This is a genomic window from Salmonella sp. A1325, assembly GCF_056991255.1.
The window spans coordinates 392,677-414,031 of sequence record NZ_JAMLWO010000003.1; the positions used below are offsets into that span (position 1 = coordinate 392,677).

A 21,355-nucleotide genomic window follows, 5' to 3' on the forward strand; every position below is an offset into this window, starting at 1 on the left:
TCACCCATCAATAAATACGTCTGCCAGCGCCTTATGGCAGAGCAGGAGCGACAGCCCTTCAAGATCTGCCCATACCGACTGACCATAATCCTGTTTGAGCGTAATTTCTGTACGCGTCAGTAACTGCACGGCCTGGCGAAGCTGTGCAGGATGGAGACGCTGCAACGCGTCGCCGATCATGGGGCGACGGTTTTGCCAGACCCGGTGTTTATCAAACAGCGCGCGTAACGACGTATGCGCGGACTGACGTTTGAGATTGACCAGTAGCAGCAGCTCTCGCTGGAGGGTCCGCAGCAGAATGACCGGTTCGCTGCCTTCAAGGCGTAGCTGTTGCAGAATATGCAGCGCGCGTTTGCTTTTCCCCATCAGTAACGCATCCACCCAGTGGAAAGGGGTAAAGTGGGCGGCGTCATTGACGGCCTGCTCCACGCGAGGAAGCGTTAACTTACCGTCAGGCCAAAGCAGCGACAGCCGTTCCAGCGCCTGCGCCAGCGCCAACAGATTGCCCTCATAGCAATAGCACAGCAGTTGGTTCGCGGCGTCATCCAGTTGCAAATTCTGTGCTTTCGCTCTGGCGGCCACCCAGCGGGGAAGCTGCGCCTGCTCCGGCGTCTGACAACTGACCTGAACGCTACGGTCTGCCAGCGCGGTATACCAGGCGGCGTTTTCCTGCGCTTTGGTGAGCTTGTTTCCGCGTACTATTAATAACAGGTCGTCATGCAGCAGCTCGCTCAGCGTGGCGAGTTGCTCATTCATTGCCGCGTTAGGCCCGTTTTCCGGCAGTTGCAGCACCAGCGTTTGACGACTGGCGAACAGACTCATCGCCTGGCAGAGTGAGAAAAGCGATCCCCAGTCGGTACTGGGATCGAGAGTAAAAGCGTGGTGCTCTTCGAAGCCTTGCGACGCAGCCGCCAGACGAATAGCGTCCTGACTTTCCTGCAGCAGCAGCGGATCGTTGCCCAATAATAAATATGCCGCACGCAGCCCTTCGTTGAGCTGCGCGCGGAGTTGTTCAGGATACAACCTGATCATTAGTTACTCAGCGTAGTGGAGACGCGTGCTGGCGTAGAGGCGGGCGCCGCCGTCTCATTGTCGGCGGTAGCCTCCTCTTTCGTCGCCTGAATATCCGCCGCGCGGACGCTGGTCAGCTTACGAATCAGCTGTTCAGCGGCTTTGTCATACATCTCCTGAACGATCATGGCCTGCTCGTTATCCTTCGCCAACGCCATCTGCGGGTTATCGAAGAACGAACGGTACACTTTCGTGCTGATAGGATAGATGTCATGGCCCGGAATCAATACCGAGGCATTGACGGTCATTACCATCTGATATTCCGCCGTCTGGCCGTCCTGGAACACTGACGCCGTATCCTGCGAAATAGTTACCGTTCCAAGCCGCAGAGACGGAACGTCTTTGCGCGTTGTGTCTTTATCAAGCAGGTTTACGTTATTCAGCCGTAACTGATTACGTACCGCACGACTTAGCGGACCGTTCGGATCGCCGGAATCGAGGATCATCGTTTTCATTGAAGCCGGAACCTGCGTAGTGCTACGCAGATGCCAGCCGCATCCGGCGGTGACCAGCACCGCCAGAGATAACAACAGTGTTACCAGATATCGCACGCTTCCTCCCGCGCTTAGCCAACAACCAGATTGAGGAGTTTACCCGGAACGTAAATCACTTTACGCACGGTAACGCCATCAAGATATTTTGCCACCAGATGTTCCTGGCCTGCACGTTCACGCACCTGTTCTTCGGTGGCATCCACCGCAACGGTGATCTTACCGCGAACTTTACCGTTAACCTGCACGACAACCAGCGTGGTGTTTTCCACCATTGCCTGCTCGTCGGCAACCGGCCACGGCGCGTTGTCGATATCGCCTTCGCCGCCCAGTTCCTGCCACAAGGTAAAGCAGACGTGCGGGGTGAACGGGTTAAGCATACGCACGACGGCCTGCAGCGCTTCCTGAAGCAGTGCGCGGTCTTGTTCGCCTTCCTGCGGGGCTTTCGCCAGTTTGTTCATCAACTCCATGATCGCCGCAATGGCGGTGTTGAACGTCTGACGGCGGCCGATATCATCGGTCACTTTGGCAATGGTTTTATGCACATCGCGACGCAGCGCTTTTTGATCTTCGCTCAGCGCATCGACGTTCAGCGCCGCGACAGGACCTTTAGCGGTGTGTTCGTAAACCAGCTTCCAGACGCGTTTAATAAAGCGGTTTGCGCCTTCTACGCCGGACTCCTGCCATTCCAGAGTCATATCCGCCGGAGAAGCGAACATCATAAACAGGCGTACCGTGTCCGCGCCATAACGTTCAACCATTACCTGCGGGTCGATACCGTTATTTTTCGACTTGGACATTTTACTCATGCCAGTGTAGACCAGCTCATGACCCGCTGCGTCTTTTGCTTTGACGATGCGGCCTTTTTCATCGCGCTCGACGATAGCGTCAACTGGCGAAACCCAGTTACGTTCGCCGTTCTCGCCGACATAATAGAACGCATCCGCCAGTACCATGCCCTGGCACAGCAACTGTTTAGCCGGCTCGTCAGAGGTGACCATGCCCGCATCGCGCATCAGCTTATGAAAGAAGCGGAAGTAGAGCAGGTGCATGATGGCATGTTCAATACCGCCGATGTAGATATCGACTGGCAGCCAGTAGTTTGCCGCTTTCGAATCCAGCATTCCTTCCTGATACTGCGGGCAGGTGTAACGCGCGTAGTACCATGACGATTCCATAAAGGTGTCGAAGGTGTCGGTTTCACGCAGCGCCGGCATACCGTTAACGGTGGTTTTCGCCCACTCAGGATCGGCCTTGATCGGGCTGGTGATGCCGTCCATGACGACATCTTCCGGCAAAATAACCGGCAGTTGATCTTCCGGCGTCGGCAGCACGGTGCCGTCTTCCAGGGTGACCATCGGGATCGGCGCGCCCCAGTAACGCTGACGGGAAACGCCCCAGTCACGCAGACGGTAGTTCACTTTACGTTCGCCGACGCCTTTTTCGGCCAGTTTATCGGCAATGGCGTTAAACGCCGCTTCAAAGGCCAGGCCGTCGAACTCACCGGAGTTAAACAGCACGCCTTTTTCGGTCAGCGCCTGTTCGGAAAGATCCGGCTCGGAACCGTCGGCGGCCAGAATCACCGGCTTGATGGTCAAACCGTATTTGGAGGCAAATTCGTAGTCGCGCTGATCGTGACCCGGAACGGCCATCACCGCGCCAGTGCCGTACTCCATCAGGACAAAGTTTGCCGCCCAGACCGGGATCTCTTCGCCAGTTAACGGATGAATCGCTTTATAGCCGGTGTCGACGCCTTTTTTCTCCATGGTCGCCATTTCGGCTTCGGCCACTTTGGTGTTACGGCATTCGTCGATGAACGCCGCCAGCTCGGCGTTGTTCGCCGCCGCTTTTTGCGCCAGCGGATGACCGGCGGCCACTGCCAGGTAGGTGGCGCCCATAAAGGTATCCGGACGGGTGGTATAGACGGTCAGGGTGTTATCGTAACCCTTCACATCGAAGGTGATTTCCACGCCTTCAGAGCGGCCAATCCAGTTGCGCTGCATCGTTTTTACGGTATCAGGCCAGTGGTCCAGCTTATCCAGATCGCGCAACAGCTCGTCTGCGTAAGCGGTGATTTTGATAAACCACTGTGGGATCTCTTTACGCTCAACTTTGGTGTCGCAGCGCCAGCAGCAGCCGTCGATCACCTGTTCGTTGGCGAGAACGGTCTGATCGTTCGGGCACCAGTTAACGGCAGAAGTCTTCTTGTACACCAGGCCTTTTTTATACAGCTCGGTGAAGAATTTCTGTTCCCAGCGGTAGTATTCCGGGGTGCAGGTCGCGATTTCACGGCTCCAGTCATAGCCAAAACCCAGCGTTTTGAGCTGGTTTTTCATGTACGCGATGTTGTCGTACGTCCACGGCGCCGGCGCGGTGTTGTTCTTCACCGCCGCGCCTTCCGCCGGCAGGCCGAAGGCGTCCCAGCCGATTGGCTGCAGCACGTTTTTGCCCAGCATACGCTGGTAGCGGGCAACCACGTCGCCGATGGTGTAGTTACGTACGTGGCCCATGTGTAGTCGGCCAGAAGGATAGGGAAGCATCGACAGGCAGTAATACTTCTCTTTGCTCTCGTCTTCGGTCACTTCAAATGTGCGCTTCTCATCCCAGTGAAGCTGTACTTTGGATTCTATCTCTTCCGGGCGGTATTGCTCTTGCATGGCAGCCAGTAGTCCTGTTTTCGATACAGCTACAAATGTAGCTTTAGAGGTGGTGTTTAGATCCGCATAGCATAGCCCAAACACGCACGTCAAAACAGGGGGTAGAACATTTGTCGCGCCAGGCGTCCGTGAGGAGGTGACGCAAAATGCGACACGACTGAGGCAAATTACCGCAGTTCCTGTCACCGCCAGATCGGCCTGTAAAAATAAAGTCATATAAACCATGCAGTTAAAAAATGGCACGCCTTTTGATTAGGGAAGACAGGACTAAAGCAAAGGAGTTAATCGTGAAAAAAAATGCAGTGGTGATTCACCCTCAGGATTGCGTCGCGACGGCTATTACGGCGCTCAAGGCCGGCGAAACCGCCACAATGTTCATTGGCGAACGCGAGATAAGCGTTGTGTTACATCAGGATGTGCCATTTGGCCACAAATTCGCCATCTGCGATGTGCCTTTTCATGGCGAAGTTTATAAATATGGCGAATCCATTGGCCGCGCCACTCAGGAAATAAAAAGTGGCGACTATGTGCACGTCCACAATGTGGAAAGCGAACGCGGACGTGGTGACTGGAAATAATATAAAACAAGGGAAAATGATTATGAGCAATGAGACTTTTTTGGGTTTCCGCCGCCCTGACGGCCGTTTTGGCATCCGTAATTATGTACTGATTTTACCTACCAGCGTTTGTGCGAATAAAGTCGCCCAGGATATTGCCCGGCAGGTAAAAGGCGCGACATGGGTGAATAACGATTTTGGCTGCTGCCAGGTGGCAGGCGATGCGCGTCTGACGGAAAAAACATTGATTAATGTGGCGAATAATCCCAACGTCGGCGCTATTGTGGTTGTGGGCTTAGGCTGTGAAGGCGCGGAGCCGCTACGCATCGCAGAGGAGATTACCGCATTTGGCAAACCGACCTCCTGCATCACCATTCAGGAAGAGGGCGGCACGCTTAAATGTCAGGCCAGGGGGATTTCGCTGGCCCGCGACTATGCGCAACAACTCTCCATGCAAAAACCGCAGCAAGCACCGGTTAGCGAGCTGCTGCTGGCGATGGAGTGCGGCGGGTCAGATACGACATCGGGGCTGGCGTCTAACCCTTCCTGTGGGGTCGCCTCGGATAAGCTGATACGCTGCGGCGGAAGCTCAATTCTTTCTGAAACGACGGAATTTATTGGCGCCGAGCATGTGATGGCGAAACGCGCGGTGACGCCGGAGGTTGGTCAACAGCTCATTGATTTAGTGGTCGGCTGCGAGGTGCGAGCAAAAGCGCTGGGCGAGGATATTCGCGGGGGACAGCCGACGCCGGGCAATATTAAAGGCGGGTTGACTACCATTGAAGAAAAATCGTTAGGCTGTATGCATAAAGCGGGTCATGCGCCGCTACAGGGCGTACTGGAATATGCCGATAGACCAACGCATCCGGGCCTGTGGATTATGGATACCCCGGGGCAGGATATTGAATCTATTTCCGGCATGGTGGCGGGTGGAGCACAGATCGTTATTTTTACTACCGGTCGCGGAACGCCTGCCGGTAACCCAATAGCGCCGGTAATAAAAATTACGGGTAATAAAGCAACGTGGGAAATGATGCAGGACAATATTGATATTGATGTGTCCGCCATTATGTCTGGCGAGGCTTCTATTACGCAAATGGGCGAGGAAATTTATCAGGAAATTTTACGCGTCGCGAATGGGAAAACGACTAAATCAGAAGATTTAGGTCATAACGAATTCTCTATTTATAAGATCGCGCCGACGTTCTGATACCAAATCGGGCAGCACCAGCTGTCCGGTTATCTCTTGGGAATAAGCTATGAAAATTAAAAAAACACTGGAACGTTTTCCTGGTGGTATGATGGTTGTACCGCTAATCATCGGCGCATTGTTTAAAACTTTTGCGCCGGAGGCGCTGGAAATAGGCGGTTTTGTCACCTCTATTTCGCATGGCGCAATGGCGATTTTAGGCATGTTTTTAGTCTGTATGGGCGCGGATATCCAGTTTAAAGCCGCGCCGAAAGCGCTGAAAAAAGGCGCTGCGATCACCTTTGCGAAATTTGCCAGCGGCGTGATTATTGGCATTCTGGTCGGAAAATTTTGCGGCCCGGATGGGTTATTAGGTCTGTCGGCTTTAGCGATTATTTCGGCGATGACCAACTCGAACAGTGGGTTATATGCCGCGTTGGTTGGGGAGTACGGCGATGAAACTGACGGCGGCGCGATTGCGGTAATATCGTTGAACGATGGTCCCTTTTTCACCATGCTGGCGTTAGGGTCGGCAGGCATGGTGTCGATACCCTTTATGAATCTGGTGGCGGTTATTATTCCCATTATCATTGGCATGATTTTGGGCAATCTGGATGAGGACATGCGCAAGTTTCTTAAACAGGGCAGCGTGGTAACTATTCCCTTTTTTGCCTTTGGGTTAGGATACGGTATTGATTTCGCAAGACTTATCACGGCAGGTTCTTCAGGCATTTTACTGGGACTCATGACGGTGGCGATTGGCGGATTTTTTAATATTTTCGCCGATCGTGTGACGGGAGGCAGCGGCGTGGCAGGCGCGGCGGTATCCACCACCTCTGGCAACGCCGTCGCGACGCCAGCGGCAATCGCGCTGCTCGATCCGCATTTTACTGACCTGGCGTCGACGGCGGCGGCGCAGGTGGCGGCCTCGACGATTATTACCGCTCTGTGCGCCCCCTTCCTGACCGTATGGATAAAAAAACGCTACGATCGTAAACTGAACCCAGCCGCCGCAGGCGGTTAGCGTTTCGGCGGAAAATAAATCACGACGGGCGGTCTCGCCCGTTCATAAACCAACAGGATGGTGAGTGATGAATAAGACGAAAGATATAGCCGCATCTCCTCTCTGTTTTGTCTCTCCTTACCCTCAACTGGCAAAGGCTGCCGAGGCGCTGGTCGCGCAGTTGGATTACGCCGTCACTATTCATCAAACGACGCTTAATCGTATCCTGGATGAGCTACCTTTATTAGAGTCCCGTGGGCACCAGGTACTGATTAGTCGTGGCGGCTGTGCGGAAATATTAAAAAAGCACAGTAAATTACCGGTAGTCGAAATTAAAATGTCCGGCTACGACATTCTTGATGCGCTTATCCCTTTTAAAGGACAAAAAGGCACTGTCGGTATTGTCGGCTTTTCCAGTGTGATCAAAGGATGCGCGCGCGTAGCGGAACAGTTAAATATTAACTATAAAATTTTTACCTTACAGGGAAATGATAAAGAAACGATTTCTTGCCTGAAGCGGCAATTAGCGTCCACGCCATTAGATTGCATTGTTGGCGATACCGTTTGTCAGGATTATTTTTCACCGCTGGGCTCGCAATTCCGTTTACTTGATTCCAGCCCCGCCTCAATAACCGAAGCTCTGGAAGAAGCCCGCTCATTATATCTGGCTTTTCGCAGCCAATTACTCGAGCGACATCATCTGCAGCTGATTCTCGATCAGTTTGATAAAGCTGTTATCACGCTTGATGATACCGGCACGTTACTGCATTACAATAAATATGCGAGCCAACTTTTTAAAATTAACGCCTCCGGTGAGATTTATGACGCATCTTTCCTGAAACAGGTATTGCACCAGGAGCGGCATACATTACGTGAGGGAAAAACCGTCAGCGCGAAAGTCGTCGATACGCCGCAAGGCGCGATGGTGGTTAATCTGTATCCGGTATTTGCGGCCAGACAGTTAAGCCGGGTGGTGTTGACGATGCAAACCGTCTCCAGTTTACAGGGGGCGGAACATCATGTTCGCCGCCAGGAACTGTCTCGCCGCGGCTTGAGCGCCCGCTATCATTTCGACGATCTGCTTACCGAAAACCCGGAAATGCTGCGTCGTCTGGCGATCATTAAAAATTATGCCGGTACGGACGCGACTATCTTAATTAATGGCGAAAGCGGGACGGGAAAAGAGGTGCTGGCGCAAAGTATTCATAATGCCAGCCAACGCGTCAACGGCCCGTTTGTCGCCATTAACTGCGGCGCGATGGCCCCTCAGATTCTGGAGAGCGAACTCTTTGGCTATGTCGCTGGCGCATTTACCGGCGCGTCGCCGAAAGGCAAAATAGGCCTGTTTGAATTAGCGCACCACGGTACCATTTTTCTGGATGAGATTAGCGAGCTGGATAAACCGCTACAGACGCGCTTATTACGGGTGTTGCAGGAGCGGCAGATTATGCGGCTGGGCTCAGACCAGATGATACCTGTTGATATTCGCGTGATTGCGGCGACCAATCAGACGTTAACGAAGCTCATTGCGGATGGGACATTTCGCGAAGATCTTTACTATCGGCTTAACGTATTAAAAGTGACCACCATCCCGCTACGCAAACGTCCGGAGGATATCAAAGCCATCGGCCTGTCGCTGCTTACTAGTTTCAGCCAGCATTATAAACGCCCGGCACTAACGTTAACCCCGGCGCTGTGGCAAGAGCTTCAGCGCTTCGCCTGGCCCGGAAACGTCAGGCAGTTAAGCAATATTATCGAACGGCTGGTGCTCTCTATTGATCACTCCCCGGCAACGCTGGATGAGGGCCGCCTCTTGCTGGACGATCTGGAAGAGGGGAACCGACGCGAGCCAAGTACCTGCCACGACTGCCAGATGCTGGCTGGCGATTATAAAACGATTCGCCTGCGTATTTTGAGAAAATTATTAGAGGCGGAAAGGGATAATAAATCGTTAGTGGCGAAACGGTTAAATGTCGATCGTACCTCGCTGACGCGCTGGATACGTGAGTCGGCCTGACAAGAATTTACAGACTCTGTGGGCAGCCTTGCAAAGCGTAACGCAAATAACGTCTATTATTATAGGCAGTTAACGATCCAAGAGGTGAAGTGATGAACAAGGTTGCTCAATATTACCGTGAACTGGTGGCCTCATTAAGCGAGCGTTTACGCAATGGCGAGCGCGACATTGATGCGCTGGTGGAGCAGGCGCGCCAGCGCGTGATGCAAACAGGGGAGTTAACGCGAACCGAGGTGGACGAACTGACGCGCGCTGTCAGACGCGATCTGGAAGAGTTCGCCATGAGCTACGAAGAGAGCCAGGAAGATAGCGTCTTCTTGCGGGTGATTAAAGAGAGTCTCTGGCAGGAACTGGCGGACATTACCGATAAAACCCAGCTGGAATGGCGTGAAGTCTTCCAGGATTTGAATCACCACGGCGTGTATCACAGTGGCGAAGTGGTGGGATTGGGGAATCTGGTGTGCGAGAAGTGCCACTATCATCTGGCGGTTTACACGCCGGATGTGTTGCCGCGCTGCCCGAAGTGTGGTCATGACCAGTTTCAGAGAAGACCGTTTGAGCCGTGAGTGGAAGAGCGCTGGTGCGTCTTATCCGGCCTACCAAAAATCGTTCACGTAGGCCGGATATGGCGAAGCTGCCATCCGGCAAATATTACGCGTAAAACTTCAGCCGTTCCGCTAGTAAATCGACAAATCCCTGGCGGTCTACATCGACCATCACCGTCGCATTCGGCTTATTCCCCGTCAGGAAATAATAATCCACCACCGTCATCCCCTGGGTGTATTTCCCCTGGGTTTCCACGCCAACCCAACGCTCAACGGTGGTGAAAATCTCGGGTTTCAGCAGCCAGGCGATGGTACATGGGTCATGCAGCGGCGCGCCGACAAATCCCCATTTTTCGTCTTTGTGGTACTCCATAAAGAAGTCCAGCAGTTCGGCGACGATGGTGGAAATCGGGTTGCCAATGGCGCGAAAGCGTTCGATATCGGCAGCGTGAATCTGCGCCTTATGGGTAACGTCCAGCCCGGCCATCACCACCGGAATGCCTGACTGGAAGACAATTTCTGCCGCTTCCGGGTCGACGTAAATATTAAATTCCGCGGCGGGCGTCCAGTTACCCAGCGCCATCGCGCCGCCCATGATCACAATGCGGGCGATTTTCGTATGCAGTTCCGGATGGCTATTCAGCAGCAGCGCCACGTTAGTCTGTGGGCCAGTGGAGACGATGGTGACTGGCTGTGAGCTCTCGCGCAGTGTTTTTGCCATCAGCTCAACGGCAGTGCCGCTTTGCGGGGCGAATGACGGCTCGGGCAGCGCCGGGCCGTCGAGGCCACTTTCGCCGTGAACGTTATCGGCGATAATCAGTTCGCGCATGAGAGGTTTCACCGCGCCGCCCGCCACCGGAATATTCGGGCGTTTGAGCAGCGTCAGCATCCGCAGCACGTTGCGCAGCGTCTTCTCCGGCGTCTGGTTGCCGGCGGAAGAGGTGATCGCTTTCACTTCCAGTTCAGGGGAGGCGAGGGCGAGAACGAGGGCGATCGCGTCATCATGACCCGGATCGCAATCAATAATAATGGGCAGTGCCATTGTGGCTCCTTGTAAGCGGTACTTTGTGACAAGGTTAACGCCCGGCTGGATACGTTTCGAGAAGCGAAGCGGTAAAGCGTGAGATAGCGCGCACTCTGACGTGCGCGCCGGGAAGATTAGTGCAGGATTTTTGCAAGGAAGTCTTTTGCGCGATCGGAACTGGGGTTAGCGAAGAACTCCTCTTTTGGCGAATCTTCGACGATTTTACCTTCATCCATAAAGATCACCCGGTTAGCCACTTTACGGGCAAAGCCCATTTCGTGCGTCACCACCATCATGGTCATCCCTTCGTTCGCCAGTTCGACCATCACGTCCAGCACCTCGTTGATCATTTCCGGATCGAGCGCGGAAGTCGGTTCATCGAATAACATGGCAATGGGGTCCATACATAGCGCGCGGGCGATCGCGACGCGCTGCTGCTGACCGCCGGAAAGCTGCGCCGGGAACTTGTTGGCATGCGCAGACAGGCCAACGCGCTCCAGCAGCTTCAGGCCTTTATCGCGGGCGGCGGCCTTATCGCGTTTCAGTACTTTCACCTGCGCCAGCGTCAGGTTTTCGATGATCGACAGGTGGGGAAATAGCTCGAAGTGCTGGAATACCATGCCCACGCGGGAACGCAGTTTCGCCAGATCGGTTTTTTTGTCGTTCACAATAATGCCGTTAACGGTAATTTCGCCTTTTTGCACCGGTTCCAGACCGTTGACGGTCTTAATTAGCGTGGATTTACCGGAACCCGATGGCCCGCAGACTACCACCACTTCACCTTTTTTCACTTCTGTTGAACAATCGGTCAGCACCTGAAAGTGACCATACCATTTTGAAACATTTTTCAGGGTAATCATTAAACTGTCCTTTTCTTCAAATAGCTGACCAGCAACGACGCGCTCAGGCTGATAACAAAATAAACGGCGCCGGCGAACAGAATCATTTCGACCTGAGTACCGTCACGCTCGCCGATAGTCGACGCGGTGCGGAAGAAGTCCGCCAGGCTGAGTACATAAACTAAAGAGGTGTCCTGAAATAGCACGATGCCCTGTGTAAGCAACAGCGGCACCATCGCCCGAAACGCCTGCGGCAGAATAATGAGCTTCATCGACTGCCAGTGGGTCATCCCCAGCGCCAGCGCGGCGCTGGACTGCCCGCGGGAAATACTTTGAATACCGGCGCGAATAATCTCGGAATAGTAGGCCGCTTCAAACATAGAGAATGCCACCATCGCGGAGATCAGGCGGATATCGGTTTTCGGCGATAGTCCCAGCACGTTTTGCAGAAAGCCGGGTACAATCAGATAAAACCACAGCAAGACCATGACCAACGGGATGGAACGGAAAACGTTAACATACGCTTTAGCAAACCAGGCGATAGGGGTAAAGCTTGAGAGGCGCATGACGGCCAGAATGGTTCCCCAGACTATCCCCACGACAACGGCGGTGACGGTAATCTTCAGCGTGATGACCAGCCCGGCCAGCAGGTAAGGCAGTGAGGGGATAATCGAACTCCAGTCAAATTCGTACATTATTTGCTCCCCACGTTGCCCGGCAGGCGGACTTTGCGTTCAACCAGGCTCATGACCAGCATGATAACGGCGTTAATCAGCACATAGGCCAGCGTAATGGCGGTGAAGGATTCCCAGGCGTGCGCTGAGTAATCCAACAGTTTGCCTGCCTGCGCCGCCATATCCACCAGGCCGATGGTTGAGGCAATAGCCGAGTTTTTCACCAGGTTCATCATCTCTGACGTCATTGGCGGCACGATAACGCGATAGGCATTCGGCAGCAGGACATAGCGATAAGCCTGCGGCAGCGTTAGCCCCATCGCCAGCGCCGCGTTCTTCTGTCCGCGAGGCAGAGACTGAATCGCGGCGCGCACCTGTTCGCAAACGCGGGCGGCGGTAAACAGTCCCAGACAGATCATTGAGGAGAGGAAAAACTGAATATTGGGATCGAGTTCCGCCTTAAACCACATGCCAAGATCTTCCGGCAACAGTTCAGGCACCACCAGGTACCAGGTGAAGAATTGCACGATCAGCGGCACGTTACGGAACAGTTCTACGTACAATGTGCCCAGTCCGGAGAGGAAACGGTTGGGAACGGTACGTAAAATGCCGAAAATAGATCCTACCAGGAAAGCGATAATCCAGGCGGTAATCGAAAGGGCTACGGTGACCTGAAAACCACTCCATAGCCAGCCGAGATAGGTGGTATTGCCGAAGGGGGCTTCCTGTAAAAAAATACCCCAGTTCCAGTCTATTGACATACATCTACTCCGAAAAAAAAGGGTAGCAGCGCTACCCTCGAAGATTGTTGCCCGGCGATTTGCGGTTTCAGGCCCGAGGGGGAACGACCATCAGGCTTATAGTCTGTCCGTGCTGAGCGACAATCGAGAGGACAGGAGTCCCGTCCCATTTAGTTTTAGTTAGTTAAGCGCTTTATCATTCGGTGCTTTGAACAGGGCTTTCATCTCGTCAGACAACTCGAAATTCATGTTCAGGTTTTTCGGTGGGATCGGATTTTTAAACCACTTATCAAACCACTTTTCCGCTTCGCCGGAGGTTTGCGCCTGGGCGATGGTATCGTCCATCAGCTTTTTAAACTCAGGGTCGTTTTTACGCAGCATACAGCCGTAGGCTTCCTGGGACTGCGGTTTACCGACAATCTCCCAGTTATCCGGTTTCTTGGCTTTGGCGCGCTCGCCGGCCAACAGCGCGTCATCCATCATAAAGGCGACGGCGCGGCCGCTTTCCAGGGTGCGGAACGAGTCACCGTGGTCTTTCGCGCTAATAATACGCATCCCCATCTTTTGCTCTTCGTTAAGCTTATGCAGCAGAATTTCAGAGGTCGTCCCGGAGGTGACGACGACCGCTTTGCCTTTCAGATCCGGGAAATCTTTAATATCGCCGCCTTTTTTAGTCAGCAGTCGCGTCCCGACGACGAAAATCGTATCGGAGAAGGCGGCCTGTTTCTGGCGCTCAAGATTGTTAGTCGTTGAACCACATTCAAAATCGAAGGTTCCGTTTTGCAACAGCGGAATACGGTTTTGCGAGGTGATCGGGATCAGCTTCACCTGCAGATCGGGCTTGTTAAGTTTCTTTTTTACCGCTTCCACAATGGCGTTGGAGTAGTCCTGGGAATAGCCGACCACTTTCTGCTGGTTGTCGTAATAAGAAAAGGGCACAGAAGATTCGCGATGCCCGACGACGATCACGCCATTTTTAGCGATCTTGTCCAGGGTGCTACCAGCGGCAGGCGCGCCATCTTCTGCGTGCGCAAGGCCCGCAGACAGTCCCATGACCAGCATTGCTGTGGTTAGCTTACGTAATTGCATATCCAACTCCTTTATCATCTGCGCCGTCGACGCATTGATAGCTATTGTGATGTTGTTATTGCCTGCAACTTGCGCGTGCAGTGTTATGTATGTTTGTTAACATTTAGTGTGGCTTGTTGTAAATATTTTGCTGCGATATTGTTTATTTTTGCGAAGTGCGCCGCACCGTTCAGAGGCAAAAATCCTACATTGCACCGTTCAGGTGCTACCGATGATCGATTTTGGTGCGACCAGGTTGCACAAGCAGCCAGAACAGGTTTGCCATGTTTAACAAAGCAATAGACGTGCCAGAATGGGGGAAAAGGAGGATTTTCAGGCCGGATAAATGAAGCGCTATCCGGCCTGGGGAGAGATTATTTCCGTCGTTGTCGCAGACTCATCACTACCGCGCCAAAAGTAAACAGCGCGGTCAGTACCCATAGCGGCCAGTTGCCGGTACGGGCATAGGGAGTTAACCCCGTGGTTGGCGTGACGTGGGTGGTCAGTACCTGGCGTGTGAACTGCGGGATCATCGCCTGAATTTCGCCCTGCGGGCCAATCACCGCCGTAATACCGTTATTAGTACTGCGCAGCAACGGACGCGCCAGCTCCAGCGAACGCATCCGCGCCATCTGGAAATGTTGCCACGGGCCAATGGACTTACCAAACCAGGCGTCGTTAGAAATCGTCAGCAGATAGTCGGTGTCCGGGCGGAAGTTATCCCGCACCTGTTCGCCAAGAATAATTTCATAACAGATTGCCGCCGTCAGCTTATAGTCGTGCGCATGTAACTGCGGCTGGATATAAGGGCCGCGACTAAAGGAGGACATGGGCAGATCGAAGAACGGCGCCAGCGGACGCAGGATAGACTCCAGCGGAACGAACTCGCCAAAGGGCACAAGGTGATTTTTATTGTAGCGATTGGGCGAGTCATAACTGTATGGATTATCTTTGCCCAACGTAATAATCGTATTGTAGGTGTCGTATCGATTCTGTTTATTGAGACGTGCATCGACAATACCGGTGATCAGCGTGCTATTTTTTTCGCGTAACATTTCGTCCAGCGAACGAAGGAAGGGCTGCTGATTGATTTCGAGATCCGGAATCGCCGACTCAGGCCAGATAATAATCTGTGATTTGCCTAACTCTGGGCGGGTTTCGTTGAGATAAATTTTTAGCGTATTCAGTAGCTGGTTTTCGTCCCACTTCAGCGACTGCGGGATATCGCCCTGCACCAGCGATACTTGGGTCGCTTTGGTCGGTTCCAGCGTAAACCACTGGATATAACGTAGCGGAAAGGGCAAAGCAAACAGAATCACGGCGACAGCCAGCGGACGCCAGTTCCGCGTCGCCAGTGCCAGCGCTAACAGGCCGCTGACCATCATCAGCAGGAAGTTGATCGCTTCGACGCCCATTACCGGCGCCAGGCCTTTTAGCGGGCCGTCGACCTGACTATAGCCAAATTGCAGCCAGGGGAAGCCGGTCAGCACCCAGCCGCGTAAAAATTCGGTGATTTGCCATATTGCAGGCGCGGCGATAGCGACGCGCAGCCAGTTGGTTTTTGGCCACAGGCGCGACAAAATCCCGGCAAACAGTCCGGTATACAGCGAGAGATAAGCTGCAAGCAGCACCACCAGAAAAACGTTAACCGGGCCCGGCATGCCGCCAAACTGCGCGATACTGACATAAACCCAGTTAATCCCGCTACCGAAAAGTCCGAGTCCCCAGCAATAGCCGATGGCGGCAGACTGGAGCGGGCGGCGATTGAACGTTAAGGCCTGCAGCCCGATAAGCGACACTATCGCTGCGGGCCAGACGTCATACGGAGAGAAAGCCAGTGTTCCGCAGGCGCCGAATAATAACGCCAGCAGCAGGCGAATACGCTGGCGTTCAATTAACGAGGCAAATGCCATTTTTAGTCCACTATTGCTGTTATTCGTCCAGTTTTGGCTGGGGCGAGTCATCCGGGATCCTGACATGCACCTGAATAATACGACGACTATCGGCCATCGCCACTTTGAACTGGTAACCATCAATGTCAATGGTTTCGCCGCGGGCCGGTAAATGGCCGAACGCCTGCATCACCAGCCCGCCGATGGTATCGACCTCTTCATCGCTGAAGTGGGTGCCGAAAGCGTCATTGAAGTCTTCAATCGACGCCAGCGCGCGAATCGTCCAGGTATGGCGGCTAAGCTGACGGAAGTCGATATCGTCTTCTTCGTCATACTCATCTTCAATTTCACCGACAATCAGTTCGAGGATGTCTTCGATAGTCACCAGGCCGGAAACGCCGCCAAACTCATCGATAACGATGGCCATATGGTAGCGCTGGGAGCGGAATTCCTTGAGCATACGGTCAACCCGTTTGCTCTCCGGTACGACAACCGCGGGGCGTAACACTTTGTCCATGCTGAAGGCTTCGGCATCGCTGCGCATAAACGGCAGCAAATCTTTGGCCATCAGAATCCCTTCAATGTGATCTTTATCTTCGCTGATCACCGGAAAACGCGAGTGGGCGGACTCGATGATAACATCGAGACATTCGTCCAGCGTCTGGTTGCGTTTCAGGGTAATCATCTGGGAGCGCGGGATCATAATATCGCGAACGCGCTGGTCGGCGATGTCCATTACGCCTTCGAGCATATCGCGCGTATCTTCATCGATAAGCTCGTTCTGCCCGGAATCACGGATCAGCGCCAGCAACTCATCGCGGTTTTTAGGTTCACCGTGGAAAAGCTGGCTGAGTAGCAGGGAAAAAAATCCCTTTTTACTGTTTACTGTGTCACTACTGTGTGAATTGTCGTCGCTCATGGCGTCGTATGGGTTCTCATGTTAGTTAATACAAAGCTCGTCATGCGTATACTCAGCTGTGACGGCATGTTTTGCCTGATGGCGCTACGCTTATCAGGCCTACAAAAGGCATGAATGTAGGCCGGATAAGGCGCAAGCGCCGCCATCCGGCAAGCTACTATTCTGCAATCTTCTCGGCAATGTACGGATCCTCATAGCCCATAGCAAGCATAATCTCCGTTTCGAGAGACTCCATCTCTTCCGCTTCGTCATCGTCGATATGATCGTAACCCAGCAAATGCAGGCTACCGTGCACGACCATGTGCGCCCAGTGTGCCTCCAGCGGCTTGCTCTGTTCCTGCGCTTCCTGCTCCACGACCTGACGGCAAATAATCAGATCGCCCAGTAGCGGCATTTCAATGCCGGGGGGCGCTTCAAACGGGAAGGAGAGAACATTAGTGGGTTTATCTTTCCCGCGGTACGTTAAATTAAGGTCGTGGCTTTCGGCCTCATCCACCAGACGGATTGTGACTTCCGCCTCTTCCTGAAACTGCGGAATAACGCCGTCCAGCCAGCGTTGAAACTGAGCTTCATCCGGTAGGCCCGCGTGGTTTTCACAGGCCAACTGTAAATCGAGGATCACCTGGCTCATTTCTGCTCCTGCTCCTGGGCTTCACGCTTACGCTCTGCCGCCAACGCCGCTTTGCGTTTTTGTTCTGCCTCTTCCCAGGCTTCATAGGCGTTAACAATGCGGGCAACGACCGGATGGCGCACCACGTCTTCGCTGTGGAAGAAGTTAAAGCTGATTTCATCGACTTCCGCCAGCACTTCAATGGCATGACGCAAGCCGGATTTGGTGTTGCGTGGCAGGTCAATCTGCGTCACGTCACCGGTGATCACCGCTTTCGAGTTAAAGCCGATACGCGTCAGGAACATCTTCATCTGTTCGATAGTGGTGTTCTGGCTTTCATCCAGAATGATAAAGGCGTCGTTTAATGTGCGTCCGCGCATATAGGCCAGCGGCGCGACTTCAATCACATTGCGTTCAATCAGCTTCTCGACTTTTTCAAAGCCGAGCATTTCGAACAGCGCGTCATACAGCGGACGCAGGTACGGGTCCACTTTCTGACTTAAATCGCCTGGCAGGAAGCCCAGTTTTTCGCCCGCTTCCACCGCCGGACGGGTCAGCAGAATACGGCGAATCTCCTGGCGCTCCAGGGCGTCTACCGCAGCGGCGACCGCAAGATAAGTTTTACCGGTACCCGCCGGGCCGACGCCAAAGGTAATATCGTGATCGAGAATATTGGCGATGTACTGCGCCTGGTTCGGGGTACGCGGTTTAATCACGCCGCGCTTAGTTTTGATATTAATCGCTTTGCCATAGTCAGGCACGCTTTCCGCGCTCTGTTCCAGCACCCGCGCTTCTTTGATCGCCAGATGAATTTGTTCAGGTTCGATATCCTGAGTCTGGCCGCGCATCGGTGCGGTATCGACATACAGACTTCGCAAAATATCTGTCGCCGCGGTCACGCAAATCGGACGACCGGTCAGTTTAAAGTGATTGTCACGGCGGTTGATTTCAATACCGAGACGACGTTCGAGCTGTTTAATATTGTCATCAAACGGCCCGCAAAGGCTCAACAGACGGGCGTTGTCTGCGGGCTCAAGGGTAATTTCGCGAGTGTCTATATTCAAACTGTTCCTCTTGTGTCTGTATCGCCGGACGCTGAACATTTACCGGCATCTAAGGAAATTATTCACGCCATAGGGAAAAGGCGCAAGCATTGCAATGAAGATGGGGATGAAGAGAGAAAATTGCAAGGCCCGTCGGGCGACAGGCCATGACCAGGAAGCCCGACAGGCGTAGCGCCATCGGGCATTATTGCCTTTCCTGCAGGATTAAGGCTGGTAGAATCCTACGCCCAGCTCATTTTCTTTACGGGTACGGGCAATGACGGACTCCGGCGTTTCGGCGACGCGCAGACCCATTTCATCTTCGGTACGCACCACTTTTCCGCGCAGGGAGTTCGGATAGACGTCAGTAATTTCCACATCGACAAACTTACCAATCATCTCCGGCGTGCCTTCAAAGTTCACCACCCGATTGTTTTCGGTACGGCCAGACAGTTCCATAATGTTTTTACGTGACGTGCCTTCCACCAGAATGCGCTGTGTCGTGCCGAGCATACGGCGGCTCCATGCCATCGCCTGCTGATTGATACGCTCTTGCAGAATATACAGACGCTGCTTTTTCTCTTCTTCCGGTACGTCATCAACCATATCGGCAGCCGGCGTTCCCGGACGCGCAGAGAAGATAAAGCTGTAGCTCATATCAAAGTTGACGTCAGCGATAAGCTTCATGGTTTTTTCGAAATCATCGGTAGTTTCGCCAGGGAAACCGACGATAAAGTCAGAGCTTATCTGAATGTCCGGCCGCGCCGCGCGCAGTTTACGGATGATTGCTTTATATTCCAGCGCAGTGTGGGTGCGCCCCATCAGATTCAACACGCGATCGGACCCGCTCTGTACCGGCAGATGCAGGAAACTGACCAGTTCCGGCGTATCGCGGTACACCTCGATAATATCGTCGGTGAACTCAATCGGATGGCTGGTGGTAAAGCGAATACGGTCAATGCCGTCGATGGCGGCAACCAGACGCAGCAGATCGGCAAAGGTGCCAGTGGTGCCGTCGTAGTTTTCTCCGCGCCAGGCGTTAACGTTCTGGCCCAGCAGGTTGACCTCACGCACACCCTGCGCCGCTAACTGGGCGATTTCGAACAGGATATCGTCTGAGGGACGGCTGACTTCTTCACCGCGGGTATACGGTACCACGCAGTAAGTACAATATTTATTGCAGCCTTCCATGATAGAAACAAACGCGGTCGGGCCTTCTGCGCGCGGTTCCGGCAAACGGTCGAACTTCTCGATTTCCGGGAAGCTGATATCGACCACCGGGCTGCGGTCGCCACGCACGGAGTTAATCATCTCCGGCAGGCGGTGTAAGGTTTGCGGGCCAAAAATAATGTCGACGTAATGGGCGCGTTGACGAATGTGCTCGCCTTCCTGGGAAGCCACGCAGCCGCCGACGCCGATAATCAGATCGGGATTTTTCTCTTTTAACAGTCTCCAGCGACCTAATTGATGGAAGACTTTTTCCTGAGCCTTCTCGCGGATTGAGCAGGTATTCAACAGCAGCACATCCGCCTCTTCCGCCACGTCGGTCAGTTGATAGCCGTGGGTGGCGTCCAGCAGATCGGCCATCTTCGATGAATCGTACTCGTTCATCTGACAGCCCCAGGTTTTAATATGGAGTTTTTTAGTCATCGACTTGCTCTTGCGAAATAGTGGCTGAAAAGCAGGGCGCATAGTGTAATGCTTTGGCGCGGTTGTGACCAGTATGACTGACGTCAGCCCTAATGGGTAAAAAATCCTGTAAACTTGTCTAAAACGTAACAGGATGAATGACCATGACAAATCAACCAACGGAAATTGCCATTGTCGGCGGGGGAATGGTCGGCGGCGCGCTGGCGCTGGGTCTGGCGCAGCAAGGATTTACGGTTATGGTAATAGAACATGCCGCGCCTGCGCCGTTTGTGGCTGACAGCCAGCCTGACGTGCGGATTTCGGCCATTAGCGCGGCATCCGTGGCGCTGCTTAAGGGGCTGGGCGTTTGGGAGGCGGTGCAGGGGATGCGTAGCCATCCTTATCGGCGACTGGAGACCTGGGAGTGGGAAAACGCCCATGTGGTGTTCGACGCCGCTGAACTCAAGCTGCCGCTGTTAGGCTATATGGTAGAGAACAACGTCCTGCAACAGGCGCTATGGCAGGCGCTGGAAGCGCACCCCGGCGTGACGCTGCGCGTTCCGGCTTCACTGGCGGCATTGCACCGCCGCCACGATGGTTATGCGCTGGAACTGGCCGACGGCGAATGGGTAACGCCGAAGTTAGTGATTGGCGCCGACGGCGCGAATTCGCAGGTTCGGCAAATGGCGGGAATTGGCATTCATGCCTGGCAATATGCGCAGTCGTGTATGCTTATCACCGTCAAGTGTGAAAATGCGTCAGGCGACAGCACCTGGCAGCAGTTTACGCCGACGGGGCCGCGCGCCTTTTTGCCGCTGTTCGACGATTGGGCGTCGCTGGTGTGGTATGACGCTCCGGCACGTATTCGCCAGCTACAAAGTTTATCGATGACGCAATTGCAGGTGGAAATTAACCAGCACTTTCCGGCGCGTCTGGGGGCGGTGATGCCTGTCGCGGCGGGCGCGTTTCCGCTAACCCGTCGTCACGCGTTGCAGTATGTACAACCGGGGCTGGCGCTGGTAGGCGACGCGGCGCATACCATTCATCCGCTGGCCGGGCAGGGCGTCAACCTGGGGTATCGGGATGTTGATGCGTTGATTGATGTGCTGGCGAGTGCCCGTAGCTATGGCGAGTCCTGGGCCAGCCATTCGGTGTTGAAACGCTATCAGACGCGGCGCATGGCAGATAATTTTATGATGCAAAGTGGAATGGATCTGTTTTATGCCGGGTTCAGCAATGAATTGCCGCCGCTGCGTATTTTACGCAATATGGGGTTGATGGCGGCGCAGCGCGCAGGCGTGCTAAAACGTCAGGCGCTGAAGTATGCGTTGGGGTTGTAACCCGCTGAATGCCTTACCCGGTTTGTAAAAACGCTCAATTGCAGGTC

19 protein-coding genes are annotated in these 21,355 nt (G+C 53.8%); 6 read left to right on the plus strand and 13 right to left on the minus strand.

The window, feature by feature from the left end; translation table 11 throughout:
- From holA to leuS, 3 genes are read right to left on the minus strand one after another with little or no spacing between them, the layout of a single operon-like run.
- Positions 1–1,032: a DNA polymerase III subunit delta gene (gene holA / locus NAZ64_RS08845; RefSeq protein WP_024798330.1), complete on the minus strand. Its 1,032-nt coding sequence runs from the start codon at positions 1,030–1,032 to the stop codon at positions 1–3.
- Positions 1,032–1,622, minus strand: coding sequence for an LPS assembly lipoprotein LptE (gene lptE, locus NAZ64_RS08850; protein ID WP_001269950.1), 591 nt, complete (start codon positions 1,620–1,622; stop codon positions 1,032–1,034). The genes holA and lptE overlap by 1 nt, the downstream gene beginning before the upstream one ends.
- Before the next feature lie 14 nt (positions 1,623–1,636).
- On the minus strand, positions 1,637–4,219 hold the full coding sequence (gene leuS / locus NAZ64_RS08855) for a leucine--tRNA ligase (RefSeq protein ID WP_001157916.1): 2,583 nt from the start codon (positions 4,217–4,219) through the stop codon (positions 1,637–1,639).
- A gap of 236 nt (positions 4,220–4,455) precedes the next feature.
- Here leuS and NAZ64_RS08860 point away from each other — a divergent pair, with 236 nt between their 5' ends.
- The 5 genes from NAZ64_RS08860 to NAZ64_RS08880 all read left to right on the plus strand — a co-directional run bounded on the left by NAZ64_RS08860 (position 4,456) and on the right by NAZ64_RS08880 (position 9,551).
- Positions 4,456–4,797 carry a UxaA family hydrolase gene (locus NAZ64_RS08860; protein ID WP_001574029.1) on the plus strand — a complete coding sequence of 114 codons (342 nt, stop codon included), beginning with the start codon at positions 4,456–4,458 and terminating at the stop codon, positions 4,795–4,797.
- Positions 4,798–4,813: 16 nt separating this feature from the next.
- Positions 4,814–5,986 (plus strand): UxaA family hydrolase, encoded by a 1,173-nt coding sequence (locus NAZ64_RS08865; RefSeq protein ID WP_001562318.1) that lies wholly within the window; start codon positions 4,814–4,816, stop codon positions 5,984–5,986.
- Positions 5,987–6,035: 49 nt separating this feature from the next.
- Positions 6,036–6,989 (plus strand): 2-keto-3-deoxygluconate permease, encoded by a 954-nt coding sequence (locus tag NAZ64_RS08870; protein ID WP_000694480.1) that lies wholly within the window; start codon positions 6,036–6,038, stop codon positions 6,987–6,989.
- A gap of 67 nt (positions 6,990–7,056) precedes the next feature.
- Positions 7,057–8,985 (plus strand): sigma 54-interacting transcriptional regulator, encoded by a 1,929-nt coding sequence (locus NAZ64_RS08875; protein WP_483640915.1) that lies wholly within the window; start codon positions 7,057–7,059, stop codon positions 8,983–8,985.
- Between the two features lie 92 nt (positions 8,986–9,077).
- On the plus strand, positions 9,078–9,551 hold the full coding sequence (locus NAZ64_RS08880) for a zinc ribbon-containing protein (RefSeq protein ID WP_001044886.1): 474 nt from the start codon (positions 9,078–9,080) through the stop codon (positions 9,549–9,551).
- A gap of 85 nt (positions 9,552–9,636) precedes the next feature.
- On the opposite strand, the gene rihA is transcribed toward NAZ64_RS08880, so the two are convergent.
- The 10 genes from rihA to miaB form a co-directional block, all read right to left on the minus strand.
- Positions 9,637–10,572 carry a pyrimidine-specific ribonucleoside hydrolase RihA gene (rihA, locus tag NAZ64_RS08885; protein WP_076935468.1) on the minus strand — a complete coding sequence of 312 codons (936 nt, stop codon included), beginning with the start codon at positions 10,570–10,572 and terminating at the stop codon, positions 9,637–9,639.
- A 116-nt stretch (positions 10,573–10,688) separates the two neighbouring features.
- The gene (gene gltL / locus NAZ64_RS08890) at positions 10,689–11,414 is read right to left on the minus strand and encodes a glutamate/aspartate ABC transporter ATP-binding protein GltL (protein ID WP_000631369.1); all 726 of its coding nucleotides are present in this window, start codon (positions 11,412–11,414) and stop codon (positions 10,689–10,691) included.
- On the minus strand, positions 11,414–12,088 hold the full coding sequence (gene gltK, locus NAZ64_RS08895) for a glutamate/aspartate ABC transporter permease GltK (RefSeq protein WP_000272802.1): 675 nt from the start codon (positions 12,086–12,088) through the stop codon (positions 11,414–11,416). The genes gltL and gltK overlap by 1 nt, the downstream gene beginning before the upstream one ends.
- Complete coding sequence (gltJ, locus tag NAZ64_RS08900) at positions 12,088–12,828, minus strand: glutamate/aspartate ABC transporter permease GltJ (RefSeq protein ID WP_000020930.1); 741 nt, start codon at positions 12,826–12,828, stop codon at positions 12,088–12,090. The genes gltK and gltJ overlap by 1 nt, the downstream gene beginning before the upstream one ends.
- Positions 12,829–12,987: 159 nt before the next feature.
- A complete protein-coding gene (locus tag NAZ64_RS08905; protein ID WP_001518176.1) occupies positions 12,988–13,896 on the minus strand; it encodes an amino acid ABC transporter substrate-binding protein in 909 nt (302 codons plus the stop codon).
- A 353-nt stretch (positions 13,897–14,249) separates the two neighbouring features.
- The gene (gene lnt, locus NAZ64_RS08910; protein WP_220569917.1) at positions 14,250–15,788 is read right to left on the minus strand and encodes an apolipoprotein N-acyltransferase; all 1,539 of its coding nucleotides are present in this window, start codon (positions 15,786–15,788) and stop codon (positions 14,250–14,252) included.
- A gap of 19 nt (positions 15,789–15,807) precedes the next feature.
- Entirely contained in the window at positions 15,808–16,686 is an 879-nt protein-coding gene (corC, locus tag NAZ64_RS08915) for a CNNM family magnesium/cobalt transport protein CorC (protein ID WP_001278612.1), read from the minus strand.
- Between the two features lie 157 nt (positions 16,687–16,843).
- Positions 16,844–17,317 carry an rRNA maturation RNase YbeY gene (ybeY, locus tag NAZ64_RS08920; RefSeq protein WP_000084477.1) on the minus strand — a complete coding sequence of 158 codons (474 nt, stop codon included), beginning with the start codon at positions 17,315–17,317 and terminating at the stop codon, positions 16,844–16,846.
- Positions 17,314–18,360, minus strand: coding sequence for a PhoH family protein (locus NAZ64_RS08925; RefSeq protein ID WP_001018045.1), 1,047 nt, complete (start codon positions 18,358–18,360; stop codon positions 17,314–17,316). Before NAZ64_RS08925 ends, ybeY begins: the two co-directional genes overlap by 4 nt.
- Before the next feature lie 204 nt (positions 18,361–18,564).
- Positions 18,565–19,989, minus strand: coding sequence for a tRNA (N6-isopentenyl adenosine(37)-C2)-methylthiotransferase MiaB (gene miaB, locus NAZ64_RS08930; protein WP_001519200.1), 1,425 nt, complete (start codon positions 19,987–19,989; stop codon positions 18,565–18,567).
- Between the two features lie 143 nt (positions 19,990–20,132).
- Between miaB and ubiF the strand changes: the two genes are divergently transcribed.
- Positions 20,133–21,308 (plus strand): 3-demethoxyubiquinol 3-hydroxylase, encoded by a 1,176-nt coding sequence (ubiF, locus tag NAZ64_RS08935; RefSeq protein ID WP_023251571.1) that lies wholly within the window; start codon positions 20,133–20,135, stop codon positions 21,306–21,308.
- Positions 21,309–21,355: the final 47 nt, after the last annotated feature.

Bases quoted from the DNA above. Each gene is read 5' to 3' on its own strand.
- gltL (WP_000631369.1), bottom strand. From the start codon at position 11,414: ATGATTACCCTGAAAAATGTTTCAAAATGGTATGGTCACTTTCAGGTG.
- NAZ64_RS08905 (WP_001518176.1), bottom strand. From the start codon at position 13,896: ATGCAATTACGTAAGCTAACCACAGCAATGCTGGTCATGGGACTGTCT.
- NAZ64_RS08860 (WP_001574029.1), top strand. From the start codon at position 4,456: ATGGCACGCCTTTTGATTAGGGAAGACAGGACTAAAGCAAAGGAGTTA.
- leuS (WP_001157916.1), bottom strand. From the start codon at position 4,219: ATGCAAGAGCAATACCGCCCGGAAGAGATAGAATCCAAAGTACAGCTT.
- NAZ64_RS08870 (WP_000694480.1), top strand. From the start codon at position 6,036: ATGAAAATTAAAAAAACACTGGAACGTTTTCCTGGTGGTATGATGGTT.
- gltJ (WP_000020930.1), bottom strand. From the start codon at position 12,828: ATGTCAATAGACTGGAACTGGGGTATTTTTTTACAGGAAGCCCCCTTC.
- gltK (WP_000272802.1), bottom strand. From the start codon at position 12,088: ATGTACGAATTTGACTGGAGTTCGATTATCCCCTCACTGCCTTACCTG.
- holA (WP_024798330.1), bottom strand. From the start codon at position 1,032: ATGATCAGGTTGTATCCTGAACAACTCCGCGCGCAGCTCAACGAAGGG.
- ubiF (WP_023251571.1), top strand. From the start codon at position 20,133: ATGACAAATCAACCAACGGAAATTGCCATTGTCGGCGGGGGAATGGTC.
- corC (WP_001278612.1), bottom strand. From the start codon at position 16,686: ATGAGCGACGACAATTCACACAGTAGTGACACAGTAAACAGTAAAAAG.
- NAZ64_RS08880 (WP_001044886.1), top strand. From the start codon at position 9,078: ATGAACAAGGTTGCTCAATATTACCGTGAACTGGTGGCCTCATTAAGC.
- NAZ64_RS08865 (WP_001562318.1), top strand. From the start codon at position 4,814: ATGATTATGAGCAATGAGACTTTTTTGGGTTTCCGCCGCCCTGACGGC.
- rihA (WP_076935468.1), bottom strand. From the start codon at position 10,572: ATGGCACTGCCCATTATTATTGATTGCGATCCGGGTCATGATGACGCG.
- lnt (WP_220569917.1), bottom strand. From the start codon at position 15,788: ATGGCATTTGCCTCGTTAATTGAACGCCAGCGTATTCGCCTGCTGCTG.
- miaB (WP_001519200.1), bottom strand. From the start codon at position 19,989: ATGACTAAAAAACTCCATATTAAAACCTGGGGCTGTCAGATGAACGAG.
- NAZ64_RS08875 (WP_483640915.1), top strand. From the start codon at position 7,057: ATGAATAAGACGAAAGATATAGCCGCATCTCCTCTCTGTTTTGTCTCT.
- ybeY (WP_000084477.1), bottom strand. From the start codon at position 17,317: ATGAGCCAGGTGATCCTCGATTTACAGTTGGCCTGTGAAAACCACGCG.